The organism is Streptomyces sp. NPDC043870 (assembly GCF_056435785.1).
This window is the reverse complement of the sequence record NZ_JBWKDT010000046.1, coordinates 13,219-38,398: the sequence shown is the minus strand read 5'-3', so window position 1 is coordinate 38,398 and position 25,180 is coordinate 13,219. Positions and strand designations below refer to the sequence as shown.

At 69.3% G+C, this 25,180-nt stretch carries 24 protein-coding genes and 2 pseudogenes; 12 read left to right on the top strand and 14 right to left on the bottom strand.

Annotation, left to right across the window (positions count from 1 at the left end; all coding sequences use genetic code 11):
• The first annotated feature begins 222 nt into the window (after nt 1-222).
• A complete protein-coding gene (locus AC0699_RS34000; protein WP_478668084.1) occupies nt 223-474 on the top strand; it encodes a hypothetical protein in 252 nt (83 codons plus the stop codon).
• Nucleotides 475-767: 293 nt separating this feature from the next.
• On the top strand, nt 768-2,438 hold the full coding sequence (locus tag AC0699_RS33995; RefSeq protein WP_478668082.1) for an IS1182 family transposase: 1,671 nt from the start codon (nt 768-770) through the stop codon (nt 2,436-2,438).
• 87 nt (nt 2,439-2,525) lie between these two features.
• Here AC0699_RS33995 and AC0699_RS33990 read toward each other — a convergent pair whose 3' ends face one another.
• Together AC0699_RS33990 and AC0699_RS33985 are read right to left on the bottom strand one after the other, a co-directional pair.
• Nucleotides 2,526-2,765 carry a hypothetical protein gene (locus AC0699_RS33990; protein ID WP_478668079.1) on the bottom strand — a complete coding sequence of 80 codons (240 nt, stop codon included), beginning with the start codon at nt 2,763-2,765 and terminating at the stop codon, nt 2,526-2,528.
• Between the two features lie 255 nt (nt 2,766-3,020).
• Nucleotides 3,021-3,554, bottom strand: coding sequence for a Ku protein (locus AC0699_RS33985; protein ID WP_478668076.1), 534 nt, complete (start codon nt 3,552-3,554; stop codon nt 3,021-3,023).
• Nucleotides 3,555-4,299: 745 nt separating this feature from the next.
• On the opposite strand from AC0699_RS33985, the gene AC0699_RS33980 reads away from it, so the two are divergent.
• Both AC0699_RS33980 and AC0699_RS33975 read left to right on the top strand, forming a co-directional pair.
• Nucleotides 4,300-5,307 carry a permease gene (locus AC0699_RS33980; RefSeq protein WP_478668074.1) on the top strand — a complete coding sequence of 336 codons (1,008 nt, stop codon included), beginning with the start codon at nt 4,300-4,302 and terminating at the stop codon, nt 5,305-5,307.
• Nucleotides 5,304-6,038 (top strand): TIGR03943 family putative permease subunit, encoded by a 735-nt coding sequence (locus AC0699_RS33975; protein WP_478668071.1) that lies wholly within the window; start codon nt 5,304-5,306, stop codon nt 6,036-6,038. Before AC0699_RS33980 ends, AC0699_RS33975 begins: the two co-directional genes overlap by 4 nt.
• Nucleotides 6,039-6,206: 168 nt before the next feature.
• Here the strand turns inward: AC0699_RS33975 and AC0699_RS33970 are convergent, their stop codons facing one another.
• The 10 genes from AC0699_RS33970 to AC0699_RS33925 are packed head-to-tail and all read right to left on the bottom strand — an operon-like array spanning nt 6,207 to nt 17,459.
• The gene (locus AC0699_RS33970; RefSeq protein WP_478668068.1) at nt 6,207-7,748 is read right to left on the bottom strand and encodes an ABC transporter ATP-binding protein; all 1,542 of its coding nucleotides are present in this window, start codon (nt 7,746-7,748) and stop codon (nt 6,207-6,209) included.
• Nucleotides 7,732-8,565, bottom strand: coding sequence for an ABC transporter permease (locus tag AC0699_RS33965; RefSeq protein WP_478668065.1), 834 nt, complete (start codon nt 8,563-8,565; stop codon nt 7,732-7,734). The genes AC0699_RS33970 and AC0699_RS33965 overlap by 17 nt, the downstream gene beginning before the upstream one ends.
• Nucleotides 8,562-9,515: an ABC transporter permease gene (locus AC0699_RS33960; protein WP_478668063.1), complete on the bottom strand. Its 954-nt coding sequence runs from the start codon at nt 9,513-9,515 to the stop codon at nt 8,562-8,564. Before AC0699_RS33960 ends, AC0699_RS33965 begins: the two co-directional genes overlap by 4 nt.
• A complete protein-coding gene (locus AC0699_RS33955; RefSeq protein ID WP_478668059.1) occupies nt 9,512-11,104 on the bottom strand; it encodes an ABC transporter substrate-binding protein in 1,593 nt (530 codons plus the stop codon). Before AC0699_RS33955 ends, AC0699_RS33960 begins: the two co-directional genes overlap by 4 nt.
• Nucleotides 11,105-11,162: 58 nt before the next feature.
• Nucleotides 11,163-11,954 (bottom strand): class I SAM-dependent DNA methyltransferase, encoded by a 792-nt coding sequence (locus AC0699_RS33950; protein WP_478668055.1) that lies wholly within the window; start codon nt 11,952-11,954, stop codon nt 11,163-11,165.
• 10 nt (nt 11,955-11,964) lie between these two features.
• Nucleotides 11,965-13,224 carry an MFS transporter gene (locus tag AC0699_RS33945; RefSeq protein ID WP_478668052.1) on the bottom strand — a complete coding sequence of 420 codons (1,260 nt, stop codon included), beginning with the start codon at nt 13,222-13,224 and terminating at the stop codon, nt 11,965-11,967.
• Nucleotides 13,221-14,270, bottom strand: coding sequence for a mandelate racemase/muconate lactonizing enzyme family protein (locus AC0699_RS33940; protein WP_478668049.1), 1,050 nt, complete (start codon nt 14,268-14,270; stop codon nt 13,221-13,223). Before AC0699_RS33940 ends, AC0699_RS33945 begins: the two co-directional genes overlap by 4 nt.
• Complete coding sequence (locus AC0699_RS33935) at nt 14,267-15,358, bottom strand: PLP-dependent cysteine synthase family protein (protein ID WP_478668047.1); 1,092 nt, start codon at nt 15,356-15,358, stop codon at nt 14,267-14,269. The genes AC0699_RS33940 and AC0699_RS33935 overlap by 4 nt, the downstream gene beginning before the upstream one ends.
• Nucleotides 15,355-16,206: a Rossmann-like domain-containing protein gene (locus tag AC0699_RS33930; protein ID WP_478668044.1), complete on the bottom strand. Its 852-nt coding sequence runs from the start codon at nt 16,204-16,206 to the stop codon at nt 15,355-15,357. Before AC0699_RS33930 ends, AC0699_RS33935 begins: the two co-directional genes overlap by 4 nt.
• Nucleotides 16,203-17,459: an ATP-grasp domain-containing protein gene (locus AC0699_RS33925; protein ID WP_478668041.1), complete on the bottom strand. Its 1,257-nt coding sequence runs from the start codon at nt 17,457-17,459 to the stop codon at nt 16,203-16,205. The genes AC0699_RS33930 and AC0699_RS33925 overlap by 4 nt, the downstream gene beginning before the upstream one ends.
• Nucleotides 17,460-17,805: 346 nt before the next feature.
• Between AC0699_RS33925 and AC0699_RS33920 the strand changes: the two genes are divergently transcribed.
• The 5 genes from AC0699_RS33920 (at nt 17,806) to AC0699_RS33900 (ending at nt 21,828) form a co-directional block, all read left to right on the top strand.
• Nucleotides 17,806-18,369, top strand: coding sequence for a GNAT family N-acetyltransferase (locus tag AC0699_RS33920; protein WP_478668037.1), 564 nt, complete (start codon nt 17,806-17,808; stop codon nt 18,367-18,369).
• Nucleotides 18,370-18,445: 76 nt separating this feature from the next.
• Nucleotides 18,446-18,616, top strand: a complete 171-nt coding sequence (gene rpmF / locus AC0699_RS33915; RefSeq protein ID WP_478668035.1) for a 50S ribosomal protein L32 — start codon at nt 18,446-18,448, stop codon at nt 18,614-18,616.
• Nucleotides 18,617-18,621: 5 nt separating this feature from the next.
• The gene (locus tag AC0699_RS33910; protein ID WP_478668032.1) at nt 18,622-19,854 is read left to right on the top strand and encodes a GTP-binding protein; all 1,233 of its coding nucleotides are present in this window, start codon (nt 18,622-18,624) and stop codon (nt 19,852-19,854) included.
• Between the two features lie 175 nt (nt 19,855-20,029).
• Nucleotides 20,030-21,073 carry a permease gene (locus AC0699_RS33905; RefSeq protein WP_478668030.1) on the top strand — a complete coding sequence of 348 codons (1,044 nt, stop codon included), beginning with the start codon at nt 20,030-20,032 and terminating at the stop codon, nt 21,071-21,073.
• Nucleotides 21,061-21,828: a TIGR03943 family putative permease subunit gene (locus AC0699_RS33900; RefSeq protein ID WP_478668026.1), complete on the top strand. Its 768-nt coding sequence runs from the start codon at nt 21,061-21,063 to the stop codon at nt 21,826-21,828. Before AC0699_RS33905 ends, AC0699_RS33900 begins: the two co-directional genes overlap by 13 nt.
• A gap of 233 nt (nt 21,829-22,061) precedes the next feature.
• Here the strand turns inward: AC0699_RS33900 and AC0699_RS33895 are convergent.
• A pseudogene (locus AC0699_RS33895) lies at nt 22,062-22,558 on the bottom strand (IS3 family transposase); the annotation flags it as partial.
• On the opposite strand from AC0699_RS33895, the pseudogene AC0699_RS33890 reads away from it, so the two are divergent.
• A pseudogene (locus AC0699_RS33890) lies at nt 22,543-23,026 on the top strand (transposase); the annotation flags it as partial. The pseudogenes AC0699_RS33895 and AC0699_RS33890 overlap by 16 nt on opposite strands.
• Before the next feature lie 91 nt (nt 23,027-23,117).
• Here AC0699_RS33890 and AC0699_RS33885 read toward each other — a convergent pair.
• Nucleotides 23,118-23,525 carry a HEAT repeat domain-containing protein gene (locus AC0699_RS33885; protein WP_478668132.1) on the bottom strand — a complete coding sequence of 136 codons (408 nt, stop codon included), beginning with the start codon at nt 23,523-23,525 and terminating at the stop codon, nt 23,118-23,120.
• Between the two features lie 559 nt (nt 23,526-24,084).
• Here AC0699_RS33885 and AC0699_RS33880 point away from each other — a divergent pair.
• Both AC0699_RS33880 and AC0699_RS33875 read left to right on the top strand, forming a co-directional pair.
• Nucleotides 24,085-24,588, top strand: a complete 504-nt coding sequence (locus tag AC0699_RS33880) for a DUF1877 family protein (protein WP_478668023.1) — start codon at nt 24,085-24,087, stop codon at nt 24,586-24,588.
• A gap of 418 nt (nt 24,589-25,006) precedes the next feature.
• Nucleotides 25,007-25,180, top strand: a complete 174-nt coding sequence (locus tag AC0699_RS33875) for a hypothetical protein (RefSeq protein WP_478668019.1) — start codon at nt 25,007-25,009, stop codon at nt 25,178-25,180.

Genomic DNA, 25,180 nt, shown 5'->3' with positions numbered 1-25,180 from the left:
ACAGCGACGACCGCGGCGTCGCTGTCGTCCTGTGGCTTCGTTCATCTCTAGGAACAGCGTTTGTCGATGGGTTGCGGAGGCAGTTGGTGATCAACCGGCTCGGGACTGTCGACGAGAGATGACGGCACGTGTCCGGTCCCAGGAGGGCTGGTCATCTTACAGACCTGGCGATCGGTAGGTTGTGCCGTCGAACATTGAGTCGCCCGTTCAAAGGGGGGCGGGATGGAAGACCCAGAGATCACGATCAAGCTCACCCGTGACGAAGCGACGATCCTGTCGGACTGGTTGGAGCGGTTGCAGATGACCGACCTCAGCAACACAGTCGACGATCCAGCGGCCTGGGCACCGATCCATAGGATCGCCGGCCAGTTGGACAGGATGCTTCCCGCCTTGCTCTTCCCTGACTACGACGAGCGGTTGGAGGAGGCACGACGTCGCCTGCGTCCCATCGATGACGGCAGCCCCGAAGCCTGAGCCGATCGAACCTCGAGACAGGGAAGTGGCCCACTTCATGGTGGGCCTGCCCTTGCCTGGCCCCTCGGCCATCCGCTGGACCACGAGCGAAAGCGACGTCCGGTCCGCATGGCGCGGCCTGGTCCCGGCCCGGCAGGAACACCTCCGCGCCCGCATCTGACCCCCGTACGCGCGACGGCCCCGAACCAAGATGTGGTCGATGCTGTTGGTTAATCCGGGGCCGGGCGTGACGTCGGCCTTCAAGACCCGGTTGTGGTCCTGAAGGCCGACGTTGTCGTATGGGGTGGGTGCGGATGTCGATGCAGCCGAAGGGGTCTGGGGAGATCCCGGCGGAGACGGTGCGGGTGGCGCGGGCTGCGTTCCCGAAAGGGAGCCTGGCGATCCGGGTCCGTGATGAGCTGGGGCCGTTGTTCACGGACGAGGAGTTCGCGGACCTGTTCCCGTCACGAGGGCGGCCCGCCTGGTCACCGGGGTGTCTGGCGTTGGTGCTGGTGTTGCAGTTCGTCGAGGGGCTGACCGACCGGCAGGCCGCGGAGGCGGTCCGGGCACGGATCGATTTCAAGTACGCCCTCGGGCTCAGGCTGGACGATCCGGGCTTCGACTTCTCCGTCCTCTCGGAGTTCAGGGGCCGGCTGCTTCAGGCGGACGCTGGAAGGCGGTTGCTGGACGGCATCCTTGCCGCGGCACGGGACAAGGGGCTGCTCACCGGCAGGGGCAAGGCCAGGACCGACTCCACGCATGTGCTGTCTGCGGCGCGGGAGCTGTCCTGGCTGGAGATGGTCTCCGAGACGATGCGCGCGGCCCTGAACGCGCTCGCCGTCACCGCTCCCGACTGGCTGGTCGAGGTCGCTGAGCCGGACTGGTTCAGGCACTACGCCACCCGCGCCGAGGACTCACGGTTCCCCAAGGCTCCGGTGAAGCGGGACGAGGTCGGCCGGCGGATCGGAACCGACGGGATGCGGTTGCTTGAGGCCGTGACCTCGCCCGGTGCGCCTGCCGGGCTGCGGGCGGTGCCGGAGGCAGAGGTCTTGCGGCGGGTGTGGGTGCAGCACTTCCACCTGGTCGAAGGCGAGGTTCGGCGGCGGGACCCAAAAGACCGTCCGCCGGGTGTGATGCGCCTGGTCAGCCCCTATGACGTCGAGGCACGCGGCAGCGTGAAGCTCGACACCTTCTGGGACGGATACAAAGTCCACCTCACCGAGACCTGCGGGGCGAGCACACCGGACCTGATCACGAACGTCGTCACCACGGATGCCACGGTCAGCGACTTCGACCTGGTCCCGGCTGTCCACGCGGCTCTCGCCGAGCGTCGGCTGCTTCCTGATGAGCACCTGGTCGACACCGGTTACGTCACCGCCCGCCATGTCGTGGCCGCCCGGCGCGACCACGACGTGGAGCTGGTGGGGCCGATGATGCCCGCCCGTGGATGGCAGAACCAGGCCGGAGCGTCCGGGACCGGCTTTCCCGTCGGCGCGTTCAGCATCGACTGGGACCGCCGGACGGTGACCTGCCCCGGCGGGAAGAACAGCACCCGCTGGGCGAGGGAACCCGTTCGGGACATGGTCGAGATCCGGGTGCAGTTCTCGAAGACCGACTGCGGATCTTGCCAGGTCAAGGATTCCTGCACCCGCGGACCGCGCCGCAAGCTGACGTTCCAGGACCGGGACATCTATGAGGTCCTGCACCAGCGTCGGGCCGAGCAGGAGACCGACGCGTGGAAAGTGCGCTACAAGCTGCGCGCCGGAGTCGAAGGTGCCATCTCCCAGGCCGTGAATCGCTGCGGACTGCGCAGATCCCGCTATCGCGGGCTGGGAAAGACCGCCCTCCAGCACCAGCTCACCGGAGCGGCGATCAACCTCGCCCACATCGACGCCCACCTCACTGGCACCCGACGAGCCCGCACCCGTACCAGCCACTTCGCAGCACTTCGCCCCGCCGATCTGACAACCAGCAGGGCGAAGTAGACGGCCCCGGATTAACCAACAGCATCAGATGTGGTCTGGTTCGGGGCCGTCGCGCGTACGGACAGACTGGGCACCGGGCCCGGGGAATCAGCTGGCGTCAGGGCGCCGGCCGACGAGCTGGGTGAGCAGCTCGATGATCTGGGCTTGGTTGCGGTCGATCTTCTTGTCGAGGGCTTCGACCTTCTGGTCCAGGTTGCCGATCTGGAGGCACACCGCGGTGAGGTCGGACTTGATGATCCCGAACTCGCGGTCGTGCTTCTCCGCGACCTCTTCGAAACGCCGGGGCAGGGCAGCGAGCTCGCTGTGGGCGATGGGGTCCTCGGGCACGCGGGTACTCCTGCCAGATCACAAGAACCGCAGATAAGAGGACTCCACGATATCGCGCCCGCACCCCACGCCGTCTTCGTTCCACGTGGCCGCAGGCTGGACGAAGACGGCGAGCCCTTACGCCGTTCTCCTCAGCTCGACAGTGGCCTCCATCGGCGCTGCTCCGGCCCACTCGGCTCGGGCCCGACGCAGCGCGGCGAGGTGAGGGGGCGTCGGCTGGCGGCGGCGTTCGGCACGGGCGTCCTACAACCCCCGCTACGCACTGCGCGGTTTCCTGGCTGCGGCCTTCTTCGCCATCGTCTTCTTGGCGGCCGTCTTCTTCCCGGTGGTCTTCTTGGCCACGGTCTTCTTCTTCAGCATCTCGTGGACGGACGCCGACTCGCCGCGGCGCTCCTTCGCCTGCTCGACCGAGGCGTTGAGAGCGGCCATGAGGTCGACGACCTGGCCGGCCGGCTCTTCTCGCTCCGGTAGTTCTGGGGGTGCGTATCCTTCGCTCTTGGCTGCGATCACGGCTTCCAGTGACTCGCGGTATTCGTCGTGCAGGTCGGGCATGCCGTCGCTGCTCATCGTGTCCATGAGCGCGAGTGCGCCCCCGAGCTCCTGCTCGTCCAGCTCGGTCGCCTGCGGCGCCAGCTCGGCCGGGTCCCGGATCTCGTCGGGCCAGCGCATCATGTGGATCAAAATCGCGTCCTCGACGACGCGGAGCAGGCCGAGCCGCTCCGGGCCGTGGAAGGCCATCTTCGCCACGGCCACCTTCGAGGTCCGCTCCAAGGCCTTGCGCAGCAGCACGTACGGCTTGACCGCGATGGGTCCGTCGGCCCTGCAGGTAGTAGCCGTCGCCCACGCTGATCGGGTCGATGCTCTCGGCCGGTACGAAGGCCTCGATGTCGATCGCTTTCGCGGTCGGCAGCGGGATCGCCTCCAGCTCCTGTTCCTGGCCCTGGCCCTGGCCTTGCAGGCAACCCAGGTTGTGCCGAGAGGTAGGCAGGGGCCAGCTCTCACGCAGGGAAGGCCTGGCTCTACTGCGCCTGCTGCCCAGTCACCTCCCTACCCGTGGGAGGGAGGCTTGTCGTAGACGCCAGCCCGTCCTGAGCTGGACCGGTAAGACTCGACCGGCAAGGGCTGCACGGCCTGCGCCGACAGCAATATGTGCCATGGCTGCGCAGGGCTGCTGCAGGAAGTTGTGCCCGGGCAGGTCCTGCTCGCACAGCATCCGCCCTGCCTGCTCTGCAAGACAGGCATACCCATACCCCTGCCTCCGTGACGCCCTTGTCGGGTCCGCACTGCGGCGCAAGTTGCTCCAGGCTGAAGCGGCAGGGCTACCGCAGTCTTCCTGGACATGGGTAGGCCACCCGCACCTGCGGGATACGGCGGGAAGGCGTTACGAAGGTACCTCTCGTCCAGGGGTTGGCTTTGCAAGGCCAGGCAGGGGAGGGGCGGTTGCGAGAGTGAGCAGTTGTGCCGAAAGCGGCGTACTGAAGGTGGAGGGGAACCGCCCCCCACGAAGCCTTTCCGTACCGGAGGTACCTCACCCGTGATCACCAGAGCAGCGCCACCGCGGGTTGACGGCCGTGAGGCGGACGATGCGCAGGGTTGGCAGTTCAACTCGTCTCTCGTGCTGACAATGTTGCTGCTTCTGGTGGTTGGGCTGCAGGGTCCGATCCGCGGAGCGTTGTCCGCGCCGGTGATGCAGAGCTGGATGACCGTGTTCGTCGCGGTGGTCGTCCAGGCCCTGCCCTTCCTCGTGCTCGGCGTGCTGCTGTCGGCGATCATCGCGGTGTTCGTCCCGCCATCGTTTTTCGCCCGCGCGCTGCCGAGGCAGCCCGCCTTGGCGGTGCCGGTGGCCGGGACGGCCGGGGCGGTCCTGCCCGGCTGCGAGTGCGCCTCCGTGCCGGTGGCCGGTGCGCTGGTACGCAGGGGCGTCACCCCCGCTGCGGCGTTGGCGTTCCTGCTGTCCGCCCCGGCGATCAACCCGATCGTGCTGACCGCCACCGCCGTCGCATTTCCCGGCAACTCGCGCATGGTCCTCGCCCGGTTCGTGGCGAGTCTGCTCGTGGCGTGCGCGATGGGCTGGTTGTGGCAACGGCTGGGCCGCACCGACTGGCTGCGCCCACCAGCCCATCCGTCGTTCGACGGCCTCAGCAAGGGGCCGGCGTTCTGGGGATCCGTACGGCACGACGTGATGCACGCAGGCGGCTTCCTCGTCGTCGGCGCGATGGCCGCGGCCACGCTCAAGACCGTGGTACCGGCCGGCTGGCTGCACACCGCGGCCAACAACCCTCTGGTCTCGATCCTCGCCCTGGCGGTGCTTGCGGTGGTGTTGTCGATCTGCTCCGAGGCCGACGCGTTCGTAGCCGCGTCCCTGTCCCAGTTCTCGCTCACCGCCCGGCTGGCATTCCTCGTCGTCGGACCGATGATCGACCTGAAACTGTTCGCCATGCAGGCCGCCACGTTCGGCCGCGGGTTCGCGCTGCGGTTCGCCCCCGCCACCTTCACCCTGGCCGTCCTGGTGTCGGCCCTGGTCGGGGCGGTGCTGCTGTGAACCGGCAGGCGCAAGCAGCCGTGCTGTTCCTCGTCGGCGGGGCGGTGCTGCGCGCCGGCCTCACCGACCTCTACCTGCGCTACGTCAAGGCCGGGCTGCGCCCGTTGCTGCTCGTGGCCGGCATCGTCCTGATCGTCACCGCCGTGGCCACCGTCTGGTACGAACTGCGACGGCCACGCGCGGCCCAGGAGGACCAGCCCGAGCGTGAACCAGACGACCAAGGCAACCATACCCACCGCGAACCACGGATCTCCTGGCTCCTCCTCCTGCCCCTGTTCGCCCTCATCCTGGTCGCCCCACCCGCACTGGGCTCCTACAGCGCCATGCATACCGGCACGGCCCTGCAAGAACCCCCGGGCTTCCCCACCCTCCCCGCCGACGACCCGCTCCCGCTCGACGTCGTCGACTACGCCGGCCGCGCCGCCTACGACCACGGACGCTCCCTCGGCAACCGCCGGATCAAGGTCACCGGCTTCATCGCCCTCGACGGCGGCGGCGCGCCGTACCTCACCCGCATGGTCCTCAACTGCTGCGCCGCCGACGCTCAACCCGTCAAGATCGGCCTGTCCGGGCGGATTCCGCCCATCTTGCAGCCCGACTCGTGGTTCGAGGTCACCGGCACCTACACCGGCAAGCGGACCAAAGACCCCCTCAACGGCGGCGTCATCCCGTTCATCAACGTCATCCAGGCCAGGCCGGTCCCCGCCCCGCACAACGAGTATGGAGACTGAAGAGGGCGAGTGCGCCATCGGCCCGGGGAGCCGCCAATGAGTGCGCCAAGTCGAACTTCCGGGGAGGCGTGCTATTGGCGGCTGCTGCACTGGATGGTCAGGTCCAGATCTTCGGAGAGGCGGCAAGCGGAGGGAGGGTCCACGGCTTCCTGTTACGGTGGCCGACCGTCAGGGACGCGTATCCGCTGCCGGGCGCGCCGAGCCTCGCACGAGTGAAGCGGTGAACCCGTGCCGAGGCGCGGTGAGTACCTGCTGCGCCGGTCCCTGCTCGATGAGCTCGCCGGCGTCCAGCACGGCGATCCGGGCGGCAGCCCCTGCGGTGTCGAGATCGTGGGTGATCAGGACCAGGGCCAGTTCGGGTCGGTCGCGCAGCAGGGCGGCGAGCGTGTCCAGGAGGCCGCGCCGGGTGACCGTGTCGAGGCCGGAGGTGATCTCGTCGCAGATCAGCACCCGCGGCCGGGCGAGCAGGGCCCGGGCGAGCGCGGTCCGCTGCAGTTCGCCGCCGGACAGCTGACCTGGCCTGCGGCGTACCAGCTCTTCCGTGAGACCGAGGCCGGTCAGGGTGTTCAGGGCTTCGGCGAGAGCCTCTCGCGGGTCCGCTCCGCGCAGGCGCACCGCCGTGCGTGCCACCTGGTCGACAACCGGCCGGTATTCGTCGAACGCGGCCCTCGCGTCCTGGAAGACGTACTGGACCGCGGCCAGTTGTTCACGGGTCCGGGCGCGCAAGCTGGGCGGGAGCGGGGTGCCGTCGAGCAGGACCTCGCCTTCGTAGTCCCGGTGGAGTCCGGCGAGGCAGCGGGCGAGCGTGGTCTTGCCGCTGCCGGAGCGGCCGACGACGGCCACGCACTCGCCCGCGCGGACGGTGAGTTCGGGGATACGCGCCACTTCCCTGGTACTACGGGGGCCGTCGCGGTGCCGCGCAGTGAGACCACGCACTTGGAGTGCCGCGTGTCCCTCACACACGGGTGGACGCCCACCCATGTCCCCTTCCGCTGCCAGGAGTTCGACGGTCCAGGGATGCCGCGGAGCGAGCCACAGCTGCTCCGCGGGAGCTGCCTCCACCACTCGGCCGCCACGCATGACCAGAACCTCGTCGGCCAGCGCCCGGACGACGTCCAGGTCATGGCTCAGCAGGACCACCGCGATGCCCTGCCGGGCGATCGCCGCCAGCTGGTCGACAATGCGCCGCTTCGTCACCACGTCCTGCCCCGTCGTCGGCTCGTCCGCGACCACGGCCCTCGCACCCAGCAGCAGAGCCTGTGCCAGGACGAGGCGCTGCTGCTGGCCGCCCGAGAGCTGGTGCGGATAGCGGCGTAGCAGGGACTCTCCCTCCGGGAGCTGCGCGAGCGCCAGGGCCTGCTGGATGCGCGCTCGAGCCGCTGCCCGGCGCTCGGGCCTGGGCAGCGTCCGCGCCTGGTCGCGAGCGATGTCCCGCAGCAGTAGGCCGACCCGGCGTGCCGGGTTGAGGACGGCGCCGGGGTGTTGGGGTACGTACCCGACGAGGCCGTCGGATGGCCGTACGTCGCCTGTCACCCGGGCATCCGCCGGGTACTCGCCGAGCAGCGCGAGGCCCGTGGTCGTCTTGCCGCTGCCGGACGCGCCGACGAGCGCGGTGACCTTCCCGGGCCGGACCTGAAAGCTGACCCCGTCGACGATCGCCCGGCCGTCGATCTCGATTCGAAGGTCCTCGACCTCAGCGACCGCGTTCACGCTCGTTTCCTCTCTTCCGGTGCGGCTTTTCCAGTGCGGCGTCGAAGAGCAGGTTGCTCCCCATGGTCAGGGCGACGATCAGCAGCGTCGGCACCACCACGGCCCAGGGCTGCACGAACAGCCCCGTACGGTTGCGGTCCACCATCACCGCCCAGTCGGAGGCGTCCGGCGCGACACCGACGCCGAGGAAAGCCGCGGTGGCCACGAGGTAGAGGACGCCTGTCAGCCGTACGCCCGCGTCGGCGGCGAGTGTGCGCGCGATCGACCTGCCGACATAGCCGACGGCCAAGCGCCACCACGTCTCCCCCTGCAGGCGCAGCGCCTCGACGGCTGGTCGTGAGGCCGCCTCGACCGCGGCCGCGCGGACGATCCGCCCGGCGTCCGGGATGTTGACCAGGGCCACCAGCAGTGACAGGCCCACTGCCCCCGGCGAGAAGACGGAAGCCACCAGCAGGATCAGCAGCAGCGACGGCACGGCGAGCAGCACGTCCAAGGGCCGCATCAGCAGCTCTTCGAGCCATGTCCGGTGTGTGAGCGCGCTGGTGAGCCCGAGCGGAAGGGCCACCAGGTAGGCCAGAGCCGTCGCGGCGAGGGCGACGAGGACCACGGACCGCCCACCGAGCAGTATCTGCTGCCACACATCCCGGCCGACGAAGTCGGTGCCGAGCCGGTGTCCACCACCGAGCGTGAAGGAGGGCGCTCGTGGCCCGGACTCGCCCGCGAAGAGCGGCCCGAGCAGCGCGATGGCGAGCGGTACGGCAACGATCACCAGCCCGAGCACGAAGCGTCCCGGCCGGACGCCGGCATGCCTTTTCATGCCGCCACCCCCGCCCGGGGCGCGAAGCGGTGGGCAACCAGGTCGGCGCCCAGATTGAGGACGACAGCGGTCAGCCCGAAGACGACCGCGAGGCCCTGCACCACAGGAACGTCCCGTTCCGCGACAGCGTGCATCAGCACCGTTCCCAGCCCGGGGATCACATACAGCGTCTCCACGACGATGACCCCGCACAACAACCAGTCCACCGTGCGCGCGAGCTGCTGGGCGGCAGGCGCGATCGCGTTGGGGAGCGCGTGCGCGTAACGGATGCGGACGCCGGAGATGCCGTAGCGGCGGGCCTGGGCGACATACGGCGAGGCCAGCGCATCGATCATGCCCGCCCGTACCAGGCGCGCCAGCGAACACACCGGCCGTGACAGCAGGACGAGAACGGGGATCACCAGCGCCGCAGGGTGGGCGAGCAGGTCGGTGCCGTAGCCGACGGCGGTCGGCGGCAGCCAGCCGAGGCGCAGGGCGAACACGGTGACCAGCAGCACGCCGAAGGCGAACTCCGGGACCGCGTACACGCCGAGCGTCACCGAACTGACGAGCCGGTCCACGAGCCGGCCCTCGTGCCGGGCAGCAAGCACACCGAGGCCGACTCCCACCGGCACCAGCAGCACCACCGTGAGCACGGCGAGCAGCACGGTCGGCCCGAAGCCGTCCGCGATGTACGTACTGACGGGTCGCCCCGAGGCCAGGGAGGTGCCGAAGTCGCCGTGCAGCAGCCCGGCCGCCCAGTCCGCCAGGCGTTCGTGGGCGGGCCGGTCCAGGTGCAGCGCCTCGCGGATGGCCGCGATCCGCTCAGGGTCGGGCTGGTCGCCGGCGAGTGCCACGGCGGCGTCGCCCGGCAGAGCCTCGGTGAGGGCGAAGACGAGCAGCACGACGGCTGCCGTCTGCGCCCCACCGAGCAGCAGCCGCCGGGCGACCCAGGACCGGAGTCCGATCACGCCAGCCAGACCTTGTCGAAGCGGGCCCAGTCGAGGGAGTTGGCGGGGGCCTTCTGCTCGACGCCCCGGACGCCCCGGGCGGTGCCGAGGATCCAGTCGGCGAAGCCCCAGATCAGGAAGCCGCCCTCGGTGTGCAGGCGGCGCTGCATGCGCTCGTAGACCGCGCCGCGGTCCTTCTTGTCCTTGGTGGACTGTGCCTGCTGGTACAGGGCGTCGAAGTCCTTGTGCCGCCAGTGGGTCGCGTTGGTGGTCGAATCGGTGAGCAGGCGCTGGGAGATGTGGGACTCGATGGGCATGGCGCCTGAGCGGTAGGAGGCCAGGGTCCCGGAGTCGAGGATGTCCTTCCAGTAGCTGTCCTTGCTGCCCATCTTGATCTCGATGGTCACTCCGGCCTTGGCAGCCTGGTCACGGAAGATCGCCGCTGCCTCGGTGAATCCGGCGGCGACGGGGGAGGTGTCGAGGGTGACCTTGAGCTTCTCGGCGCCGGCCTCCTTCAGCAGCTTGCGGGCCCGGTCGAGGTCCTGGACGCGCTGCGGCAGGCTGCCGGCGTAGTACTCGTAGCCCTTGCCGAAAAGGTCGTTGCCGATCTCGCCGGCGCCGGACAGGGCTCCGTCGACCAGTTCCTTGCGGTCAGCGATCAGGAAGAACGCCTCGCGGACCCTCTTGTCGTCGAACGGCGGCCGGTCGGTCTTCATGACGAAGCCCTGCATGGCGCTGTTACGCAGCCGGACGATCCGGATCTGCCCCTTGTTCTCGTGGGCGCGGGCGGTGGCGGGGTTGAGCTCATGGGCGTACTCGACCTGTCCGCCGAGCAGGGCGTTGGTGCGTGCCGATTCCTCGTTGGCGACGACGAACTCCAGCTCGTCGAGGTAGGGGGCGCCGTCCCAGTAGGAGGCGTTGCGCTTGAAGACGGCGGACTTGCCGGGCGCGAAGGACACGAAGCGGAACGGGCCGCTGCCGATCGGCTTCTTGTCGAAGTCCTGAGCGCCGTCGGGCACGATGTATGCGCCGAACGCGGCAAGTACGTTGGGGAATTCGGCGGTCGGGCGCTTGAGGACGAACTCGATGGTCCGCTCGTCCAGGGCTCTACTCGCCTTCAGGTCGATGGGTTCCAGTGATGCCTTGGCCCGGAACGCCTTCGCCGGGTCGGCGATGCGGCGGTAGCTGTAGAGGACGTCCTGGGCGGTTACTGGCTTGCCGTCGTGGAAGGCGGCCTTGCGCAGGGTGACCTTCCAGCGGTCCAGGCCGGCGTTGGGTTCCCAGGCCGAGGCGAGCCGGGGCTGTGCGGACAGGTCGGCTCCGTAGTCGGCGAGCTTGTCGAAGAGGGCCTTGGCGCGGGCGGCGTCGGCGAAGAGGTTGCTCAGGTGCGGGTCGAGGGTCTCGCTGGCACCGCCGCCTGCGAAGGCGGCGCGCAGCCGTCCGCCGCGCTTGGGCTTGCCCTCTGCCTTGGCGGGGTCGGCGGCGGTGCCGGAGCCGGCGCAGCCGGTGAGGGCGAGCGCGCCGAGTCCGGCCACGCCTCCGGCTGCGGCGAGGAAGCCCCGGCGGTGCAGGCCGGGAAAGCGGGAGTCGTTGACGGGGACGTCGTTCATGAGGGTGTCCTTGCTGTGCGAGCGGATATCGGCGTGGGGGGCGACGGTGTGTGGGGTTTCAGCGGGCGCTGGTGAGGCGGGCGACGAGATGGAGCCGGTCGGCATCGGCCGTGGCGGCGGGCAGGTCGCCCTCGCGCCACGGCGGATCGGTGCGCGGACCGGGCCGGTCGTACAGGGCGAGCACCTCGAAGCCGTGAGAGGCGAAGATGTGACGCAGTTCCTGGGGGAAGAGCAGTCGCCAGGCGGAGCGCTGCTCGACCGGCGCAGATCCGTCGTCGGCGCTCCACACCCGCGTGCGGCGCAGCAGTTGCGCGGCCCGGTCCACGTGCAGGGTGGTGGTGGACCGGTAGGCGGTGCCCTGCCAGGTGAAGCCGTTGACGGACGGACAGTCGAGGAGTTCCGTCCGGCCGAGGAAGAAGGCCCCGTTGCGCATCTCCGCGACGAGTAGCCCGCCGGGTGCCAGAGAACGGCGGCACGAGGTCAGGAAGCCGTCGAGTTCGTCGTTGGTGTGGCAGTACAGCAGGGCGCTGTCCAGGCACACGACGGCGTCGAAGGACCGTTCGCCCAAGTCGAATGAGCGCAGGTCGGATCGGAAGTAGTCCGGTCCTGGGTGGTGGGTGCGGGCGTACTGCAGCATCGCCTCGGACAGGTCGGCGCCGGTGACCGTACGGCCCGCGCTGTGGAGATACGCGGCGTCGCGGCCCGTACCGCATCCGATGTCCAGGACCCGTGGACCGGCCCCGTACCGGCGCAGACAGTCCTCGGCCCAGCGCCCGGCCAGCCGTGTCTCGTCGGGGAAGCGAGCCTCGTACAAGGCCGGGTTGTCGGTCAGCAGGTTTGCGTTGCTCATGTGTGTCTCCTCACGCCGGCACCGGTACGGCCGCCATGGGAGCGGGAAGGACGCGGAGGCGGTGCAGCCATGCGACGCCTGCAGCCGAGGCGAGTCCGAAGATCAGGCAGCACGCCCATGGCAGCCACTGCGCCGCCGCGCGTTCACCGGCGTCCATAGCCCAGCCGACGACCGTGTTGCCCACGGCCGCGGCGATGCCCGAGACCACGTAGAACAGCCCGAAGTAGGTGCCGGTGAGCTCCGGGCGGCCGAAGCGGGGGATCAGCTCCATCACGAACGGCTGGGCGATCATGACGCCCAGGTAGAGCAGCACCGCACCGGCCAGGACGGGCAGCGCGCGGAGCGCCGCGCCTGCGGCATCGCCGTGCGCCGTCCCGGCGTCCGCCACCACCATGGGTGGTACGAAGGCGAGTCCCATCAGCGCCAGACCGGCGCTGATCCATCGCGCCCGGCTGCCCCGCTCCTTCAGCGCCCGAGTGATGCGCAGCTGCAGCCAGAGGTTCGTGAGGGTGCCGGTGAGGAAGACCATGCCGGCCGCGCCGTCCCAGCCGGTGGCCTGGCGCGCCCCTTCCGGTAGCAGCAGATACAGCTGGTTCTCCATGGTGAACATGCCGACCATGGCCAGGGCGAACGCCACGAACCCGCGATTGCCGACCACCTCTCGCCAGTCCGCAAGGACGCTGTTCGTGGACGGTGTGACCTCGCGTGCCGGAAGCACAATGGCCTGAGCGACCGTGAGCACCGCGAAGATCCCGGCCGCGGTGAGCGCGGAGGCGCGGAAGTCGACCAACAGCAGTGCGCTGCCGAGCAGCGGCCCTATCAGGGCGCCGGTGGTCGCGCAGACGTTGAACAGGGCGAACGCCTCGGCCTTGCGCTCCCCGGCCTCCAGGGCGAGATACGCGCGCACGGCCGGGTTGAACAGCGCCCCGGCCAGTCCGCTGAGTACGGAGGCGGCCAGCAGCACCGGCAACCCGTCGCCGAGAGCGAAGAGCCCGAAGCCGACGGTGCGCAGCGCGCAGCCGGCGATGATGACTCCGCGCGCTCCCAGCCGGTCCGATGCCGATCCGCCGATGAGGAACAGGCCCTGCTGGCTGAGGTTGCGTACGCCGAGCACGATGCCGACGACAGTGGCCGAAAGCCCGAGATCCTCGCTCAGATACACGGCGAGGTACGGGATGAGCAGGTAGAAGCCGGTGTTGACGCCGAGCTGGTTGACCAGGAGGAGCCGTATCGCGAGGGGGAAGCCGCGTATCTCGTGCCACGTCTTCACCTGCGGTCCTCCTTGGTGCGCGGGCGGACACCCAGGCCGGGGTAGCGGCTCGTCCGTATGGTGCCGTCGGCGCCGCCGATGCCGGTCCAGGGGTCGTCGGCGAGCAGCAGATGCCCGTCGAGGTCGATCCACCGGGCGCGATCGGCTAGGTGCACGGCGGGGGCGATGCCGAGCGTGCTGGCGGTCAGGCAGCCGAGCATCAGCTCGGTGCCGGTGCCGTCGATCAGTTCGGCGATCCGCAGTGCTGCGCTGACGCCGCCGCACTTGGCGAGCTTGACGTTGATGCCCTGGACGCGTCCGGCGAGGCGGCGGGCGTCCTCGTGGCCGACCGCGTCCTCGTCGGCGATGAGCGGCAGCGGCGAGCGGTCGGCGAGTCTTGCCAGCGTCTCGGGGTCGCCGGGTGCGATCGGCTGCTCCACGGCTTCGATGCCCAGCTCCGCGAGGCGGGGCAGCAGCCTCTGGGTCGTGCTGACCGTCCAGGCTCCGTTGGGGTCCAGGAGCAGCCGCGCGTGGGGAGCGGCGGCGCGTACCGCCCTTACGCGCTCCAGGTCGTCGGCGGGGTCCGGGGAACCGGCCTTGATCTTGATGACCGAGAAGCCGTCACGCACCAGGCGGGCGGCCTGGGCTTCGGCCCGGCTCGGCGACGTGATGCCGATGGTGCGGGCGGTCGCGGCGGACGGCGCGACGGAGGCGCCGAGCAGGGCGTGGACCGGGATGCCCGCCTGCTTGCCCAGGAGATCGAGCAGAGCGGACTCGACGGCCGCGGTCACGGCCGGCGGAGTGCTCTCCCGGCCTCCGTTGCGCAGGGCCTCCAGGGCGCTCTCCGGTTCGGCGAAGCGGGCCAGCCACTGGGATTCCGCGTGCAGCAGTCGTCCGAGGGTGTCGGCGTCGAGGCCGTAGTACACGCTGGTGACGGCCTCACCGTGGCCGTGCCGGCCTGCGTGTTCGATGGACAGCCAGATGGCCTCGCGGGCCGCCATGGTCGAGCGGGATATGCGCAGCGGCTCGGCGAGTTCGAGGCGTACGGTGCGCTGACGGGCCTTCACGGACTTCCTTCCAGATGCGGGGTTCGGCTGTCCAGCGGGTCAGTGACGGCGCTGCACCGCGCCCATCCGCTGGCCTCCACGGCCCTCGGGTGCGGGATCTCGACCGGGCGAGTGGCGGCGGTGGCCAGATCGAGACCGTGTGCGGCGGTGAAGTCGTCGTCGTAGACGGTGGAGAGGTAGCGGTGCGGCCCGTCGGGGAAGACGGTGGCGACGACGGCTCCCGGGTGAACACGGGCGGCCCAGGCGGCCACCAGCGCCACAGCTCCGGTGCTCCATCCGCCGCTGACGAAGTTGCCGACGGCCAGCCGTCGGCAGGCGTCCGCGGCCTCCGCCGGCCCGACCCAGTGGACTTCGTCGAAGGCGTCGTAGGCGACATTGCGCGGATGGATGCTGCTGCCCAGGCCGCGCATCAGACGCGGTCTGGCCGGCTGGCCGAAGATCGTCGATCCGGTGGCGTCCACGCCGATGAGCCGGAGCCCGGGCCAGTGACGGCGCAGTGGGCCGACGACACCGGCGCTGTGGCCGCCGGTGCCGACGCTGCACACCAGCACGTCCAGGTGGTCGAGCTGTACGCCCAGCTCGGCGGCGAGGGAGGCGTAACCGGCGATGTTGTCCGGGTTGTTGTACTGATCGGGCCAGTAGGCGTCCGGCAGCGATGTCAGCAGTGCACGCAACCGGGCCAGCCGGGCGGCCTGCCAGCCGCCCTCAGCAGCCGGACGGTCGACCAGCTCCAGCCGGGCGCCGTACGCGCGCAGCAGCTGTCGCATCGAGGGCTCCAGCTCGGTGTCGCCGACCAGCACGATCGGATGCCCCAGGGCCTGACCGGCGAAGGCCAGCCCGATACCGAGCGTTCCGGAGGTGGACTCCACCACCGGGGCACCGAGTCGCAGTTCGCCGCGCTCCTTGGCTCCGAGCAGCATGGAGACGGCTGCTCGCGCCTTCATCCCGCCGACGCCGAGACCTTCGAGTTTGGCCCAGAAGCCGGGCTGCGGGCAGGGCAGATCGACGGTGACGCGGGCGAGGGGGGTACGGCCGAGCAGGGCGAGCAGATCCCGGTTGCCCGCGGGGCTGAGGACGGCTGTGGTCACAGGGCCGCTCCGGAGCGCTCGCTGCCGCCGTAGCGGTGGACAATTCCGGGCCCGCCGTCGAGCCAGAAGAAGGGATAAGGCTCGGCGGACACCGCGCTGACTCCGGCGCCGATGAGGCGCGGCAGCACCGCGCTGCCGGTCTGGGCGAACATCACCAGCGGCTTGCCGTGCCGCAGTGCGTGCTCGCGCAACGGCTCGAAGCTGCCGTTGCCGAGTGTCATGCCCGAGGCGAGGACGGCGTCGCAGCCTTCCAGTTCTGTGAGCGCGTCGGTGCGTACCGGCTCGCCCCACTCCGTCGTGCCGCCCTTGAGGTCGCAGGGGATGTAGGCCAGACCACGTGCGCGCAGCGCCCCCAGCAGTGAGTTGACCACTCCGACGACCAGCACGGTGCCGCCAGGCGGAACATCGAGCAGGTCGACGACGGCCCGGGCCCTGGCCCGGGACTTCTCCAGGGAACTCCCGGCGGGAAGGGCGCAGGGGCGTGCGCCGCTCACGGGGCTGTGAGGGAGGACGTGCATCAGGTAGGCGTCGAGTGCGGCGATCCGCACCGAGAGCAGTTCGTGCGCCAGAAGGCGGCCGACATCGGCGCCGACGCAGTCATCGATCGCGCCGTCGGGCAGTTCGCCGGGCTCCACCGCGCAGGAGCCCACGGCTTCGGCCAGACGCAGGCTCAGCACTTCGTTGCGGTAGCCACCGCTGCGCCCGTCGTGCCGTACGGCCTGACGCGTGGTGAAGGCAACGGCGATCCGAGTTGTCCTCGGGTCAGGTCCGAAAGCGCCCCGGAGCACACGGTCGACGAGTTCGTCGTACGAGGCCGCGGTGAGGTTCGTGTGGGTGGTGGCGGTCATCGTCCGGCCACCTTCGGGCAGAGGGACGACAGCAGTGTCTCGGCGCGGTCGCGGGCCCCGAGTCCGTCGGCGTCGCCGGCCATGACATGGCCCAGGTACTCGTTGTTGCTGCCCGCCGCCGTGACGACCCTTCCGGGCTCGGGCAGCTGTATCTCCAGCAGACCCGCTGCCTTGCGTACGCCGTCGGCGCCGTCAATGGAATCCAGCACTCCGCCGGTGTCCGGCACCAGGAACGCGATGGCGGCGCTGCGCAGACCGGTGGCTCGTAGGCGCAGGTCCGGTTCGCGGCCGAGGGCCACGTCGACGCAGGCGGCCGCGAGGTCGATACCGGTGACATGGCGAATCAGTTCGGTGATGCGGTTGCCGGCGGGGCGGGGGTTGACCTCCACCACACGGGGGCCGTCGGCCGTCAGCTTGATCTCGGTGTGCGCCACGACCCTGTCCAGACCGAGGGCCTTCAGCGCCCGAAGTGCCGTCTCCACGGCCGCCTCGGCGTCAACGGCGGTGAGCGCGGCGGGGAACATGTGGCCGGTCTCGACGAAGGCCGGCGCCCCTCCGATGCTCTTGTCGGTCACACCGACCACCTGCGCAGCGCCGGCGAACGACACGGTCTCGACGCTGACTTCCGGCCCCCGGAGCAGCTCTTCCAGCAGGACCACGGGCTCGCGGCGCTGCCCGCGCGCGTTGACGGGGAAGTCCGCGAGCGCCCTGTAGGCGCGGGCCAGCTCCGACTCGTCGTCGATGCGCCGTACGAACATCCCGGCGCACAAGTCCACGGGCTTGAGGACGAGCGGGTAGCCGAGCTCCCGCGCCGCGCCGGCGGTCTCCGCCCAGTCCGCACAGACCGCGAAGCGTGGCCCCGGCACTCCGGCATCGGCGAGGACCCGGCGGGTCGCGTCCTTGCGGCAGGCGTTCTCGATCGCCGTGGGAGCCGGGCCCGGCAGCCCGAGGCGTCCGGCGATCCGCGCGGCCGTCGGAAGGTAGTAGTCGCAGGAGGTGATCACCCCGTCGAAGCCCAGCGCACCATGGGCTCGCTCGACGAGGGGCAGCAACGTCTCGACGTCGTTGGTGTCGGCGGTCAGCACGTTGCGCGCCGCCAGCAACGGGTGTGCGATCCCCTCAGAGGCGGAGCGCAGGTAGTGGTGCAGATCGCGGGTGAGGAAGGTGAACTCGTGCCCGCCCTCGCGGATCGCTCTTGGCAGCAGCCTGCTCATCGATCCGACCCAGCTCTCGACCATCAACAGATGGGCCACGGCTTCCTCTTCTCAGAACGCGGGTTGGACTCATGAGGCGTCGATGACACCCGTCCGGGACGGCCCGCCTTGACGGAGCCACACGTTATCGACAATCGTTTTCATTGTCATCTGATCCAGTGTCGATTCTCTGAATGTGAGACCCGTGACTCCCGCTGCATGTCACCGGGGCGCTGTGCGTCCTCGTGGCGCCGCCGCCCTGGTCGCAACGCGTGCGCGGACAGCGCCGCGGCCGCGTACCTGGTCAACGGGACCGCGCCCGCGACGGATCTGCACTGCGTCGACCCCGGCCTGCCGGCGCCCCGAGTCCCCAACGAATGAGCTCTCAGCGAATAAGGAGTCAGCGATGACCGATGCCCTGCAAGACGCACCGCACCCCTCGTACACCGTGCGCCCTGCCACGGTCGCCGACGTGGAGGGAGCGCGCCGCGTGATGCTCGAGACCTTCTACCGGGACTTCGGCTACGGCTACGTACCCGAATGGCACCGCGACGTCGTCGACATCGTGGGCACCTACCTGGACGACCCCCGGCATCTGCTGCTGGTGGCTGTACACGGCGGTGAGGTGGTGGCCACGACCGGCGTCCGATCGGTCGGTCCGGCTCATCCGCCGCACCCGCGCTGGCTTGCCGAGCGCTACCCGCCGGGCACGACCGCGCAGATCGTCCGTGTCTACGTCAAAGCCGGGCACCGGCGGCATGGTCTGGCGCGGACCCTGGTGCGCAGGGCATGCGACTTCGCCGCCGCCATCCCGGGCTACGACAGCATCTATCTGCACACCAATGTCCACGTGGAGGGGGCCGAAGTTTTCTGGCGGAGCATGGCCAAGGAGGTCTTCGACGCCCGGACGACCGGTGAGCACGGTCCCGGTGTCGGCACGGTGCACTTCGAGATCCCGATGCCTCGGTGACGCAACCCTGAATTGGAAATGGAATCCATTTCCATGTAGCGTTTGCGTCGCGCCGCCCAGAGAGGACCCGAACACCATGGCTGTACCCAAGCGGAAGATGTCCCGCAGCAACACCCGTCACCGCCGCGCTCAATGGAAGGCGATCACGCCGCAGCTCGTGCCGATCACGGTCGACGGCGTCGCCTATCTGGTGCCGCAGCGGCTGACCAAGGCGTACGAGCGCGGTCTGCTGCGCCCCGAAGGCTGACGGGCATGGCCGAACGACTGCCCGTCACCGTCCTGTCCGGCTTCCTCGGAGCGGGCAAGACCACGCTGCTCAACCATGTTCTCAGCAACCGCGAGGGCCTGCGCGTCGCGGTCATCGTCAATGACATGAGCGAGATCAACATCGACGCCGCACTGGTGCGCGGCGGCGATGCGGCCCTGTCGCGGACCGAGGAACGCCTGGTCGAGATGACCAACGGGTGCATCTGCTGCACCCTGCGCGACGACCTGCTCGAGGAGGTCGACCGCCTCGCCCGCGAGGACCGCTTCGACTACCTGCTCATCGAGTCCAGCGGCATCTCCGAACCGATGCCCGTCGCAGCGACCTTCGCCTTCCCCCGCGACGACGGCGCCACCCTCGGTGACCTGGCGCGCCTCGACACCATGGTCACGGTCGTCGACGGCGCCAACTTCCTGCCGGAACTGGCAGGCGGGGACGGGCTCGTCGAGCGGGGACTCGACCAGTACGAGGACGACGAACGCACCGTCAGCGATCTGCTGATGGACCAGATCGAGTTCGCCGATGTCATCGTGCTCAACAAGCTCGACCTCGTCGATGCGCGGACCGCCGACCGGCTCCGGGCAGCCCTGACACGTCTCAACCCGGCGGCCAGGATCGTGGCCGCCACCCGCGGACGCGTGGACCTCGGCGACGTTCTCGGCACCGGCCTCTTCGACCTGGAGCGTGCGCAACAGGCCCCGGGCTGGGTCATGGAACTCAACGGCGATCATGTCCCGGAGACCGAGGAGTACGGCATCTCCAGCACGGTCTTCCGCTCCGAGGTGCCGTTCCACCCGGGCCGCCTGTGGACGTTCGTCACCGAGGAACTCGACAGCGGGACCTTCGGGCAGATCCTGCGCTCCAAGGGCTTCTTCTGGCTGGCGAGCCGCCCCCATGTGACCGGACTCTGGTCGCAGGCCGGCTCCGTAGCCCGCTTCGAACCCTCGGGCGCCCGGGACGCGGACAGCGGCGCCCAGGGCCAGGAACTGGTCTTCATCGGCACCGGCCTGCGCACCGAGGCACTTCAGGCCGCCCTGGCCGACTGCCTCATGAAGGAAGGCGAGAACCTCCCGGCCGTCGATCCGTTTCCCGCGTGGGACACCTACGGCATCGACGACGCATGCGAGCACGAGCACGTGTCCGAGCAGGGGCACGAGCACGGCCGCGGCCACGAGCACGAGCACGAGCACGAGCACGCCGAGCTCGTACCGCAGATGTGAAGCCTCCGGGTTGGGCAGTGGTCGCAGCCACGGCACTGCCCAACCCGGTACGGGGGTAGTAGAGGCTGCCATGCCGGTTCGACCGTGTGTCCGACGATGGCGGGGATCGGCCAATCTCCGGGAGCAGCGGATCTCGCGGCTATCGTGATGCCTCTCCCAGACAACCGGAGCCGACGTGAACGAACCGGACGGGTTGCTGAAAGACCTGCGGGTCGACACATCCGGGCGGCCTGCGACGGGCAAAAGTCCGGATCGCCCTGCCCCGGCGTCGGTCCTCGTCGCCGGGGCCGTGTCGGTACTGGCGCTCGTCGGGCTGGCCTGGACCGCAGGAGCAGCGGACTGGCTGAGTCACCCCGGCTTCCGAGCGTGGCAGACGATCTGCGTGGCCATCACCGTTCAGGCCCTTCCGTTCCTCATCCTGGGCACGCTGATCTCCGGAGCGGTCAGCGCCTTCGTACCGGCGCATGCGTTCAGCAAGGCGCTCCCGCGCAACCCCGCACTCGCGGTGCCGGTCGCGAGCGCGGCCGGGATCGTGCTGCCGGGCTGCGAGTGCGCCTCCGTACCTGTGGCAGGGAGTCTGATCCGGCGGGGCGTCACACCGGCTGCCGCTTTCGCGTTCCTGCTGTCGGCGCCGGCCGTCAACCCGATCGTGCTGACCGCTACGGCCGTTGCCTTCCCGGGTAGTCCGCAGATGGTTGCCGCCCGGCTCATCGCCTCACTTGCCGTCTCCGCTGCGATGGGCTGGCTGTGGCTGAGGCTCGGGCGTCCGGAGTGGCTGCGGATGCCGGCCCGGCATACCGGCCACCAGCACGGACACAGCCGATGGGAGGAGTTCCGGCTGGGCTTCCAGCACGACTTCCTGCACGCCGGCGGATTCCTCGTACTCGGCGCGATGGCTGCGGCGACCTTCAATGTCGCCGTGCCGCGATCGGTGCTGGAGACGTTCTCGGGATCGCCCTGGGTGTCTGTGCTGTTCCTCGCCGGGCTCGCCGTCGTCCTCGCCGTCTGCTCGGAGGCCGACGCCTTCGTCGCCGCCTCGCTGACCGGCTTCTCGCCCACGGCCCGACTGGCCTTCATGGTGGTCGGTCCCATGGTCGACGTGAAACTGATCGCCCTGCAGACGGGAACGTTCGGCCGGTCCTTCGCCCTCCGGTTCTCGGCGGCCACCGCCGTGGTCGCCGTCACCTGCAGTGTTCTCGTCGGGTGGTGGCTTCTGTGAGATGCACCTTCCAGGCACTGCTGCTCCTGGTGACCGGAGCCGGGGTGCTGCGCGTGTCGCTGTTCAGCGACATCAGCCTGCGCTACGTGAAGGAAGGGCTCCAGCCGTTCCTTGTCGCGTCCGGGATCGTCCTGTGCGCAATGGGACTGATCGGCGCTCGCCGCGACGGGATGCCCTTCGGAGGCCGCCAGGGGTCCGAAGGGTCCCCCGGCGACGCCGCCATGCTCACGGAGCACGGGCACGACCACACCCGTGGCCCTCGCATCGCCTGGCTTCTGCTGCCGCCCGCGCTCGCACTGCTCCTGTTCGCCCCGCCGGCCCTGGGCTCCTACACCGCGGTACGTGACAACCCGAAGATCGTCGAGGACTACGAGCGCTTCGAGCCACTCCCCACCCACGGCCCCGCCCCACTGTCGCTGACCGAGTTCATCGCGCGGGCGCAACAAGACGACGAGCAGAGCCTCAGGGGCCGCACCGTACTCATGCAGGGGTTTGTCACGCCGGGCAAGGACGGGACCTGGGATCTGACCCGGCTTCTGGTCGCCTGCTGTGCGGCCGACTCCCAGTCGTTGACCGTAACGATGCACGGAGCGGAAGCACCACCCGCCGACACCTGGGTGAAGGTGACCGGTACGTGGCACCCGGGCGGCGATCTGGGCACCACCTCGGCAGCCCTGGCACTTGACGTCGCAACGATACGAAGCATTCCGGAGCCGCCCGTCCCGTACATCGACCGGGCCCCTTCCATCGGCTGACAGCGCGCTCCGGTGGAAGACGCGAACCGTTGGCATGAGAATCCAAGTGATAACCGTTTCGGTTTCGGTTTCGCTTGCTCGGAAGACGCATATGCGCGTGTCCTCGGCCCGCCGCCCAGCTTGCGGCCCAGCTCGCGGCCCGGCCTTCCTGACCGGTGTCGCGCTGGCGCTGAGGCGTCCCCCGGAGTGTGGACACAGGGGCTCATGCTGCGATTGTGAGCTGCTCGTAGGTGCTGCTGTTCGAACTCGGCTGGTGAGAGGTAGTTGAGGGCACTGTGGTGCCCGGGGGCGTTGTAGTAGGTGAGCCACTGGAAGATCTCCAGCCTCGCCTGACGCATGGTGGAGAACAGCCTCTGGTGCATCGTCTCCCTCTTGAGCCCCTGCCAGAACGACGCGGCGAGGGCGTTGTCATAGCTCGAACCGACCCGGCCCATGCTTCTGCGGATCCCGAAACCGTCGCAGACCTGCGCGAACGCGGCCGACGTGTATTGCGAGCCCCTGTCCGCATGGAAGATCACCCCGTCCACGCGGCCATCTCGGGTCGCCACCGCCATCTCCATCGCGTCGATGACCAGTTCGGCCCGCATGTGTGAGGCCAACGAGTAGCCGAGTACCCGGCGCGAGCAGATGTCGAGGACGCAGGCGAGATACAGCCAGGAGCCGCCAACTGCACATACGTGATCTCGCGGCACCATTTCTCACCCAGCTGCGCGGGACCAAGACCTCGCAGCCGAGGACCCGCATCTCCAACCTGATACGCGGCCTGCTCACCCAGTTCCACCCCAGCCTCGAACGGGCTCTCGGGCCCCGGCTCGATCACCCGGCAGTAACCTGGCTACTGGAACGCTACGGATCCCCCAAGGCCCTGCGGAAAGCCGGCCGCCGCAAACTCATCGAGGTGATCCGCCCCAAGGCCCTACGCATAGCTGTCCGGCTGATCGACGAGGTATTCGACGCGCTCGACGAGCAGACCGTCGTCGTTCCCGGCACAGGCACCCTCGACATCGTGATCCCGTCCCTGGCCCGCCAGCTCGGGGCCGTCCACGAACAACGACGAGCGGTGGAAGCCCAGATCAGCACCCTGCTGGAGGCACGCCCTCTTTCCGCGGTCCTGACCTCGATTCCGGGGGTCGCGGTCAGGACCGCCGCCGTCCTGCTGGTCACCGTCGGCGACGGCACCAACTTCCCCACCGCCGCCCTTCGCAATGCTCCGCGACGACACCTTCTACGAACTCCGCGTCCCTCACGCGATGGCTGCATGACCCAGCCCACAGGCAGTTCGACTCACATCAGCATCTTGTGTCGTCTTCCCACGCCGAGATCTCCGCGGCACCCCGACGGACAGCTGCTTCCGGGTCCCGGGCAAGCTGCCCACAGGCCGTTGCGACGTCCGGCAAACCGTCCGTTCTCACGAGCGCGTCATGCACGCCGGTCTGGATCCAGTCAGCCTGGTGGTCGTCAGCGTCGGCAACCGCGAGAGCGATGAGCCTTACGGCTGCCACCGTCCCCACCCGGGCCAGCGCCTCTGCCGTCTGCCGTGTCACCGCCGTGTCCTCGACGTCCAGCAACAGCCCCACCAACGCTTCCGCAGCCTCAGGAACATCGGCGAAGGAAGCAAGGTCATGCCCGGCACGAACACGTTGCGACCACGAAGGAGACGAGGCGCCAGCCAAGGCTGCCTCCAACTCACTCATCATCTCCGACACGACCAGACAGTCTCATGCCCCACGTCGAAGTTCGACCCTGGACCGAAGCTGCCCACCCACTTGACCAAGGACATAGAGACACCCCCGCACCCGCGGGGATGGTCCCCCAGCATCGTCGCCCCGGACGCCGAAGCACAGCTACTCCCCGCACCCGCAAGGGATGATCCCTACCGTGTTGCATGGCAGAGTTCAGCTGCAAAATGCTCCTTGTACTCGCAGGGACGGTCCGGGTGCCCCGGCCGTTGTCGGCGTCGGCGCAGCGCTACTCCCCCGCATCCGCGGGGATGGTCCCGAGGCACGCAGGCCGGCCGTCACGCCCTCGACCTGTGTCGTCGTACTGGCTCATATGCAGAGCCAGGTACGGGTTCACCTGCAGACGCGATCGTTCTCCATCGCTGCGAGGTCGCCGCCAGTAGCGGCACCAGTTGCTCGCTCAAGCGCTCACCTTTTGCGCTCGAGGGCAACGCCGCCACCGTCTGGCCTGGTGTGCTGGCCGATGGGGGCGAAAATCGCTGCCCGGCTTTGGCCCTCGCCCGTGATACTCCGTCGCATGGCGTTGACACAGCAGCTCGCACGAGTGACCCCTCAGTACCTTGAACAGTGTCGTGAAGCCGCTGCGGGCTCGCCGGACGGAAATCCTCACTGGGACCCGCCCCTCGACGACACCGTGGATCTCGACTGGGCGATCTGGGAACTGCTCGCGTTCTACCGGCGCATGCAGCCCGATGAGCAGCACCTCCGCGTCCTTGAGCGCAGCATCAAAGGGGACCCCGACGGCAACATCGCCTTCCTCGACCATCCCGAGGTCTACGACGGCTTCGATGCCCCTCCCGCTCTCCTGGCTCCCACAGCAGTGACCGAAGTGGCCCGCGCACTCGCTGCCATGGATATCAAACCCTTGCTTGAGACTCTCGCCGCATACCGCGAGGCCGGCGGATTCTCGGCGTTCACCGAAGACCCGCGCCCGTATCTGGCTGAGCACTTCGCTCTGTTGCAGAGCTTTTACAGCACCGCCAGCCAGCGAGGGATGACAGTGGTGACCTGGGTCGACTGAGCACCAATGCCGTCTGCGTCCTCGGGTGAGTCAGTCCTAGGTGATTCCTTATACGCGAGGGATCCCTCATTAACCGGGGAACCCGATCCCTCGCCTGATCCACGGGCACGTTCTCAGGCCAGCCCGGCCGCCACCGGGCCAGCCACTCGTCGAAGTCCTCGCGCAAGAACCGGCGCTCAACGGGCTTGAGTCGCACCTGCTGCCGCTCATCGGCCCACCAGACCTCGAACTCCGCCACAGTCCCTACCGCCGGCCAGCGCTCCGCGGCAGAGCGGTACGCGCAGGGTGGAGGGCTGACCGCGGAGCGGCGGCTGTTATTGAGCTGTTGAACCGCAAACGGGGGAAGACCCGGGTCGTGTTGGCGAACGCGATTTTCGAGTACCGCCGGCGATGGGCAGATAGGTGATGTCACCGATCCATGCCCGGTCGGCGGACCCACCGCCTGCTCGTCGCGCTCCAGCGCCCGGCGGTCAACGCGTTAGACATGGCCCTCCGCAACCGGCGCCCCGAACCAGGCGGAGCACTGGGCTACCGCACTCCGATCGAGTACGAGCTACTCTCCGAACAAGACGCCATCCCCGCCGCCAACTAG

Bases quoted from the DNA above. Each gene is read 5' to 3' on its own strand.
- AC0699_RS34000 (WP_478668084.1), top strand. From the start codon at position 223: ATGGAAGACCCAGAGATCACGATCAAGCTCACCCGTGACGAAGCGACG.
- AC0699_RS33995 (WP_478668082.1), top strand. From the start codon at position 768: ATGTCGATGCAGCCGAAGGGGTCTGGGGAGATCCCGGCGGAGACGGTG.
- AC0699_RS33965 (WP_478668065.1), bottom strand. From the start codon at position 8,565: ATGAAAAGGCATGCCGGCGTCCGGCCGGGACGCTTCGTGCTCGGGCTG.
- AC0699_RS33955 (WP_478668059.1), bottom strand. From the start codon at position 11,104: ATGAACGACGTCCCCGTCAACGACTCCCGCTTTCCCGGCCTGCACCGC.
- AC0699_RS33950 (WP_478668055.1), bottom strand. From the start codon at position 11,954: ATGAGCAACGCAAACCTGCTGACCGACAACCCGGCCTTGTACGAGGCT.
- AC0699_RS33930 (WP_478668044.1), bottom strand. From the start codon at position 16,206: ATGACCGCCACCACCCACACGAACCTCACCGCGGCCTCGTACGACGAA.
- AC0699_RS33920 (WP_478668037.1), top strand. From the start codon at position 17,806: ATGACCGATGCCCTGCAAGACGCACCGCACCCCTCGTACACCGTGCGC.
- rpmF (WP_478668035.1), top strand. From the start codon at position 18,446: ATGGCTGTACCCAAGCGGAAGATGTCCCGCAGCAACACCCGTCACCGC.
- AC0699_RS33910 (WP_478668032.1), top strand. From the start codon at position 18,622: ATGGCCGAACGACTGCCCGTCACCGTCCTGTCCGGCTTCCTCGGAGCG.
- AC0699_RS33885 (WP_478668132.1), bottom strand. From the start codon at position 23,525: ATGATGAGTGAGTTGGAGGCAGCCTTGGCTGGCGCCTCGTCTCCTTCG.
- AC0699_RS33880 (WP_478668023.1), top strand. From the start codon at position 24,085: ATGGCGTTGACACAGCAGCTCGCACGAGTGACCCCTCAGTACCTTGAA.
- AC0699_RS33875 (WP_478668019.1), top strand. From the start codon at position 25,007: ATGCCCGGTCGGCGGACCCACCGCCTGCTCGTCGCGCTCCAGCGCCCG.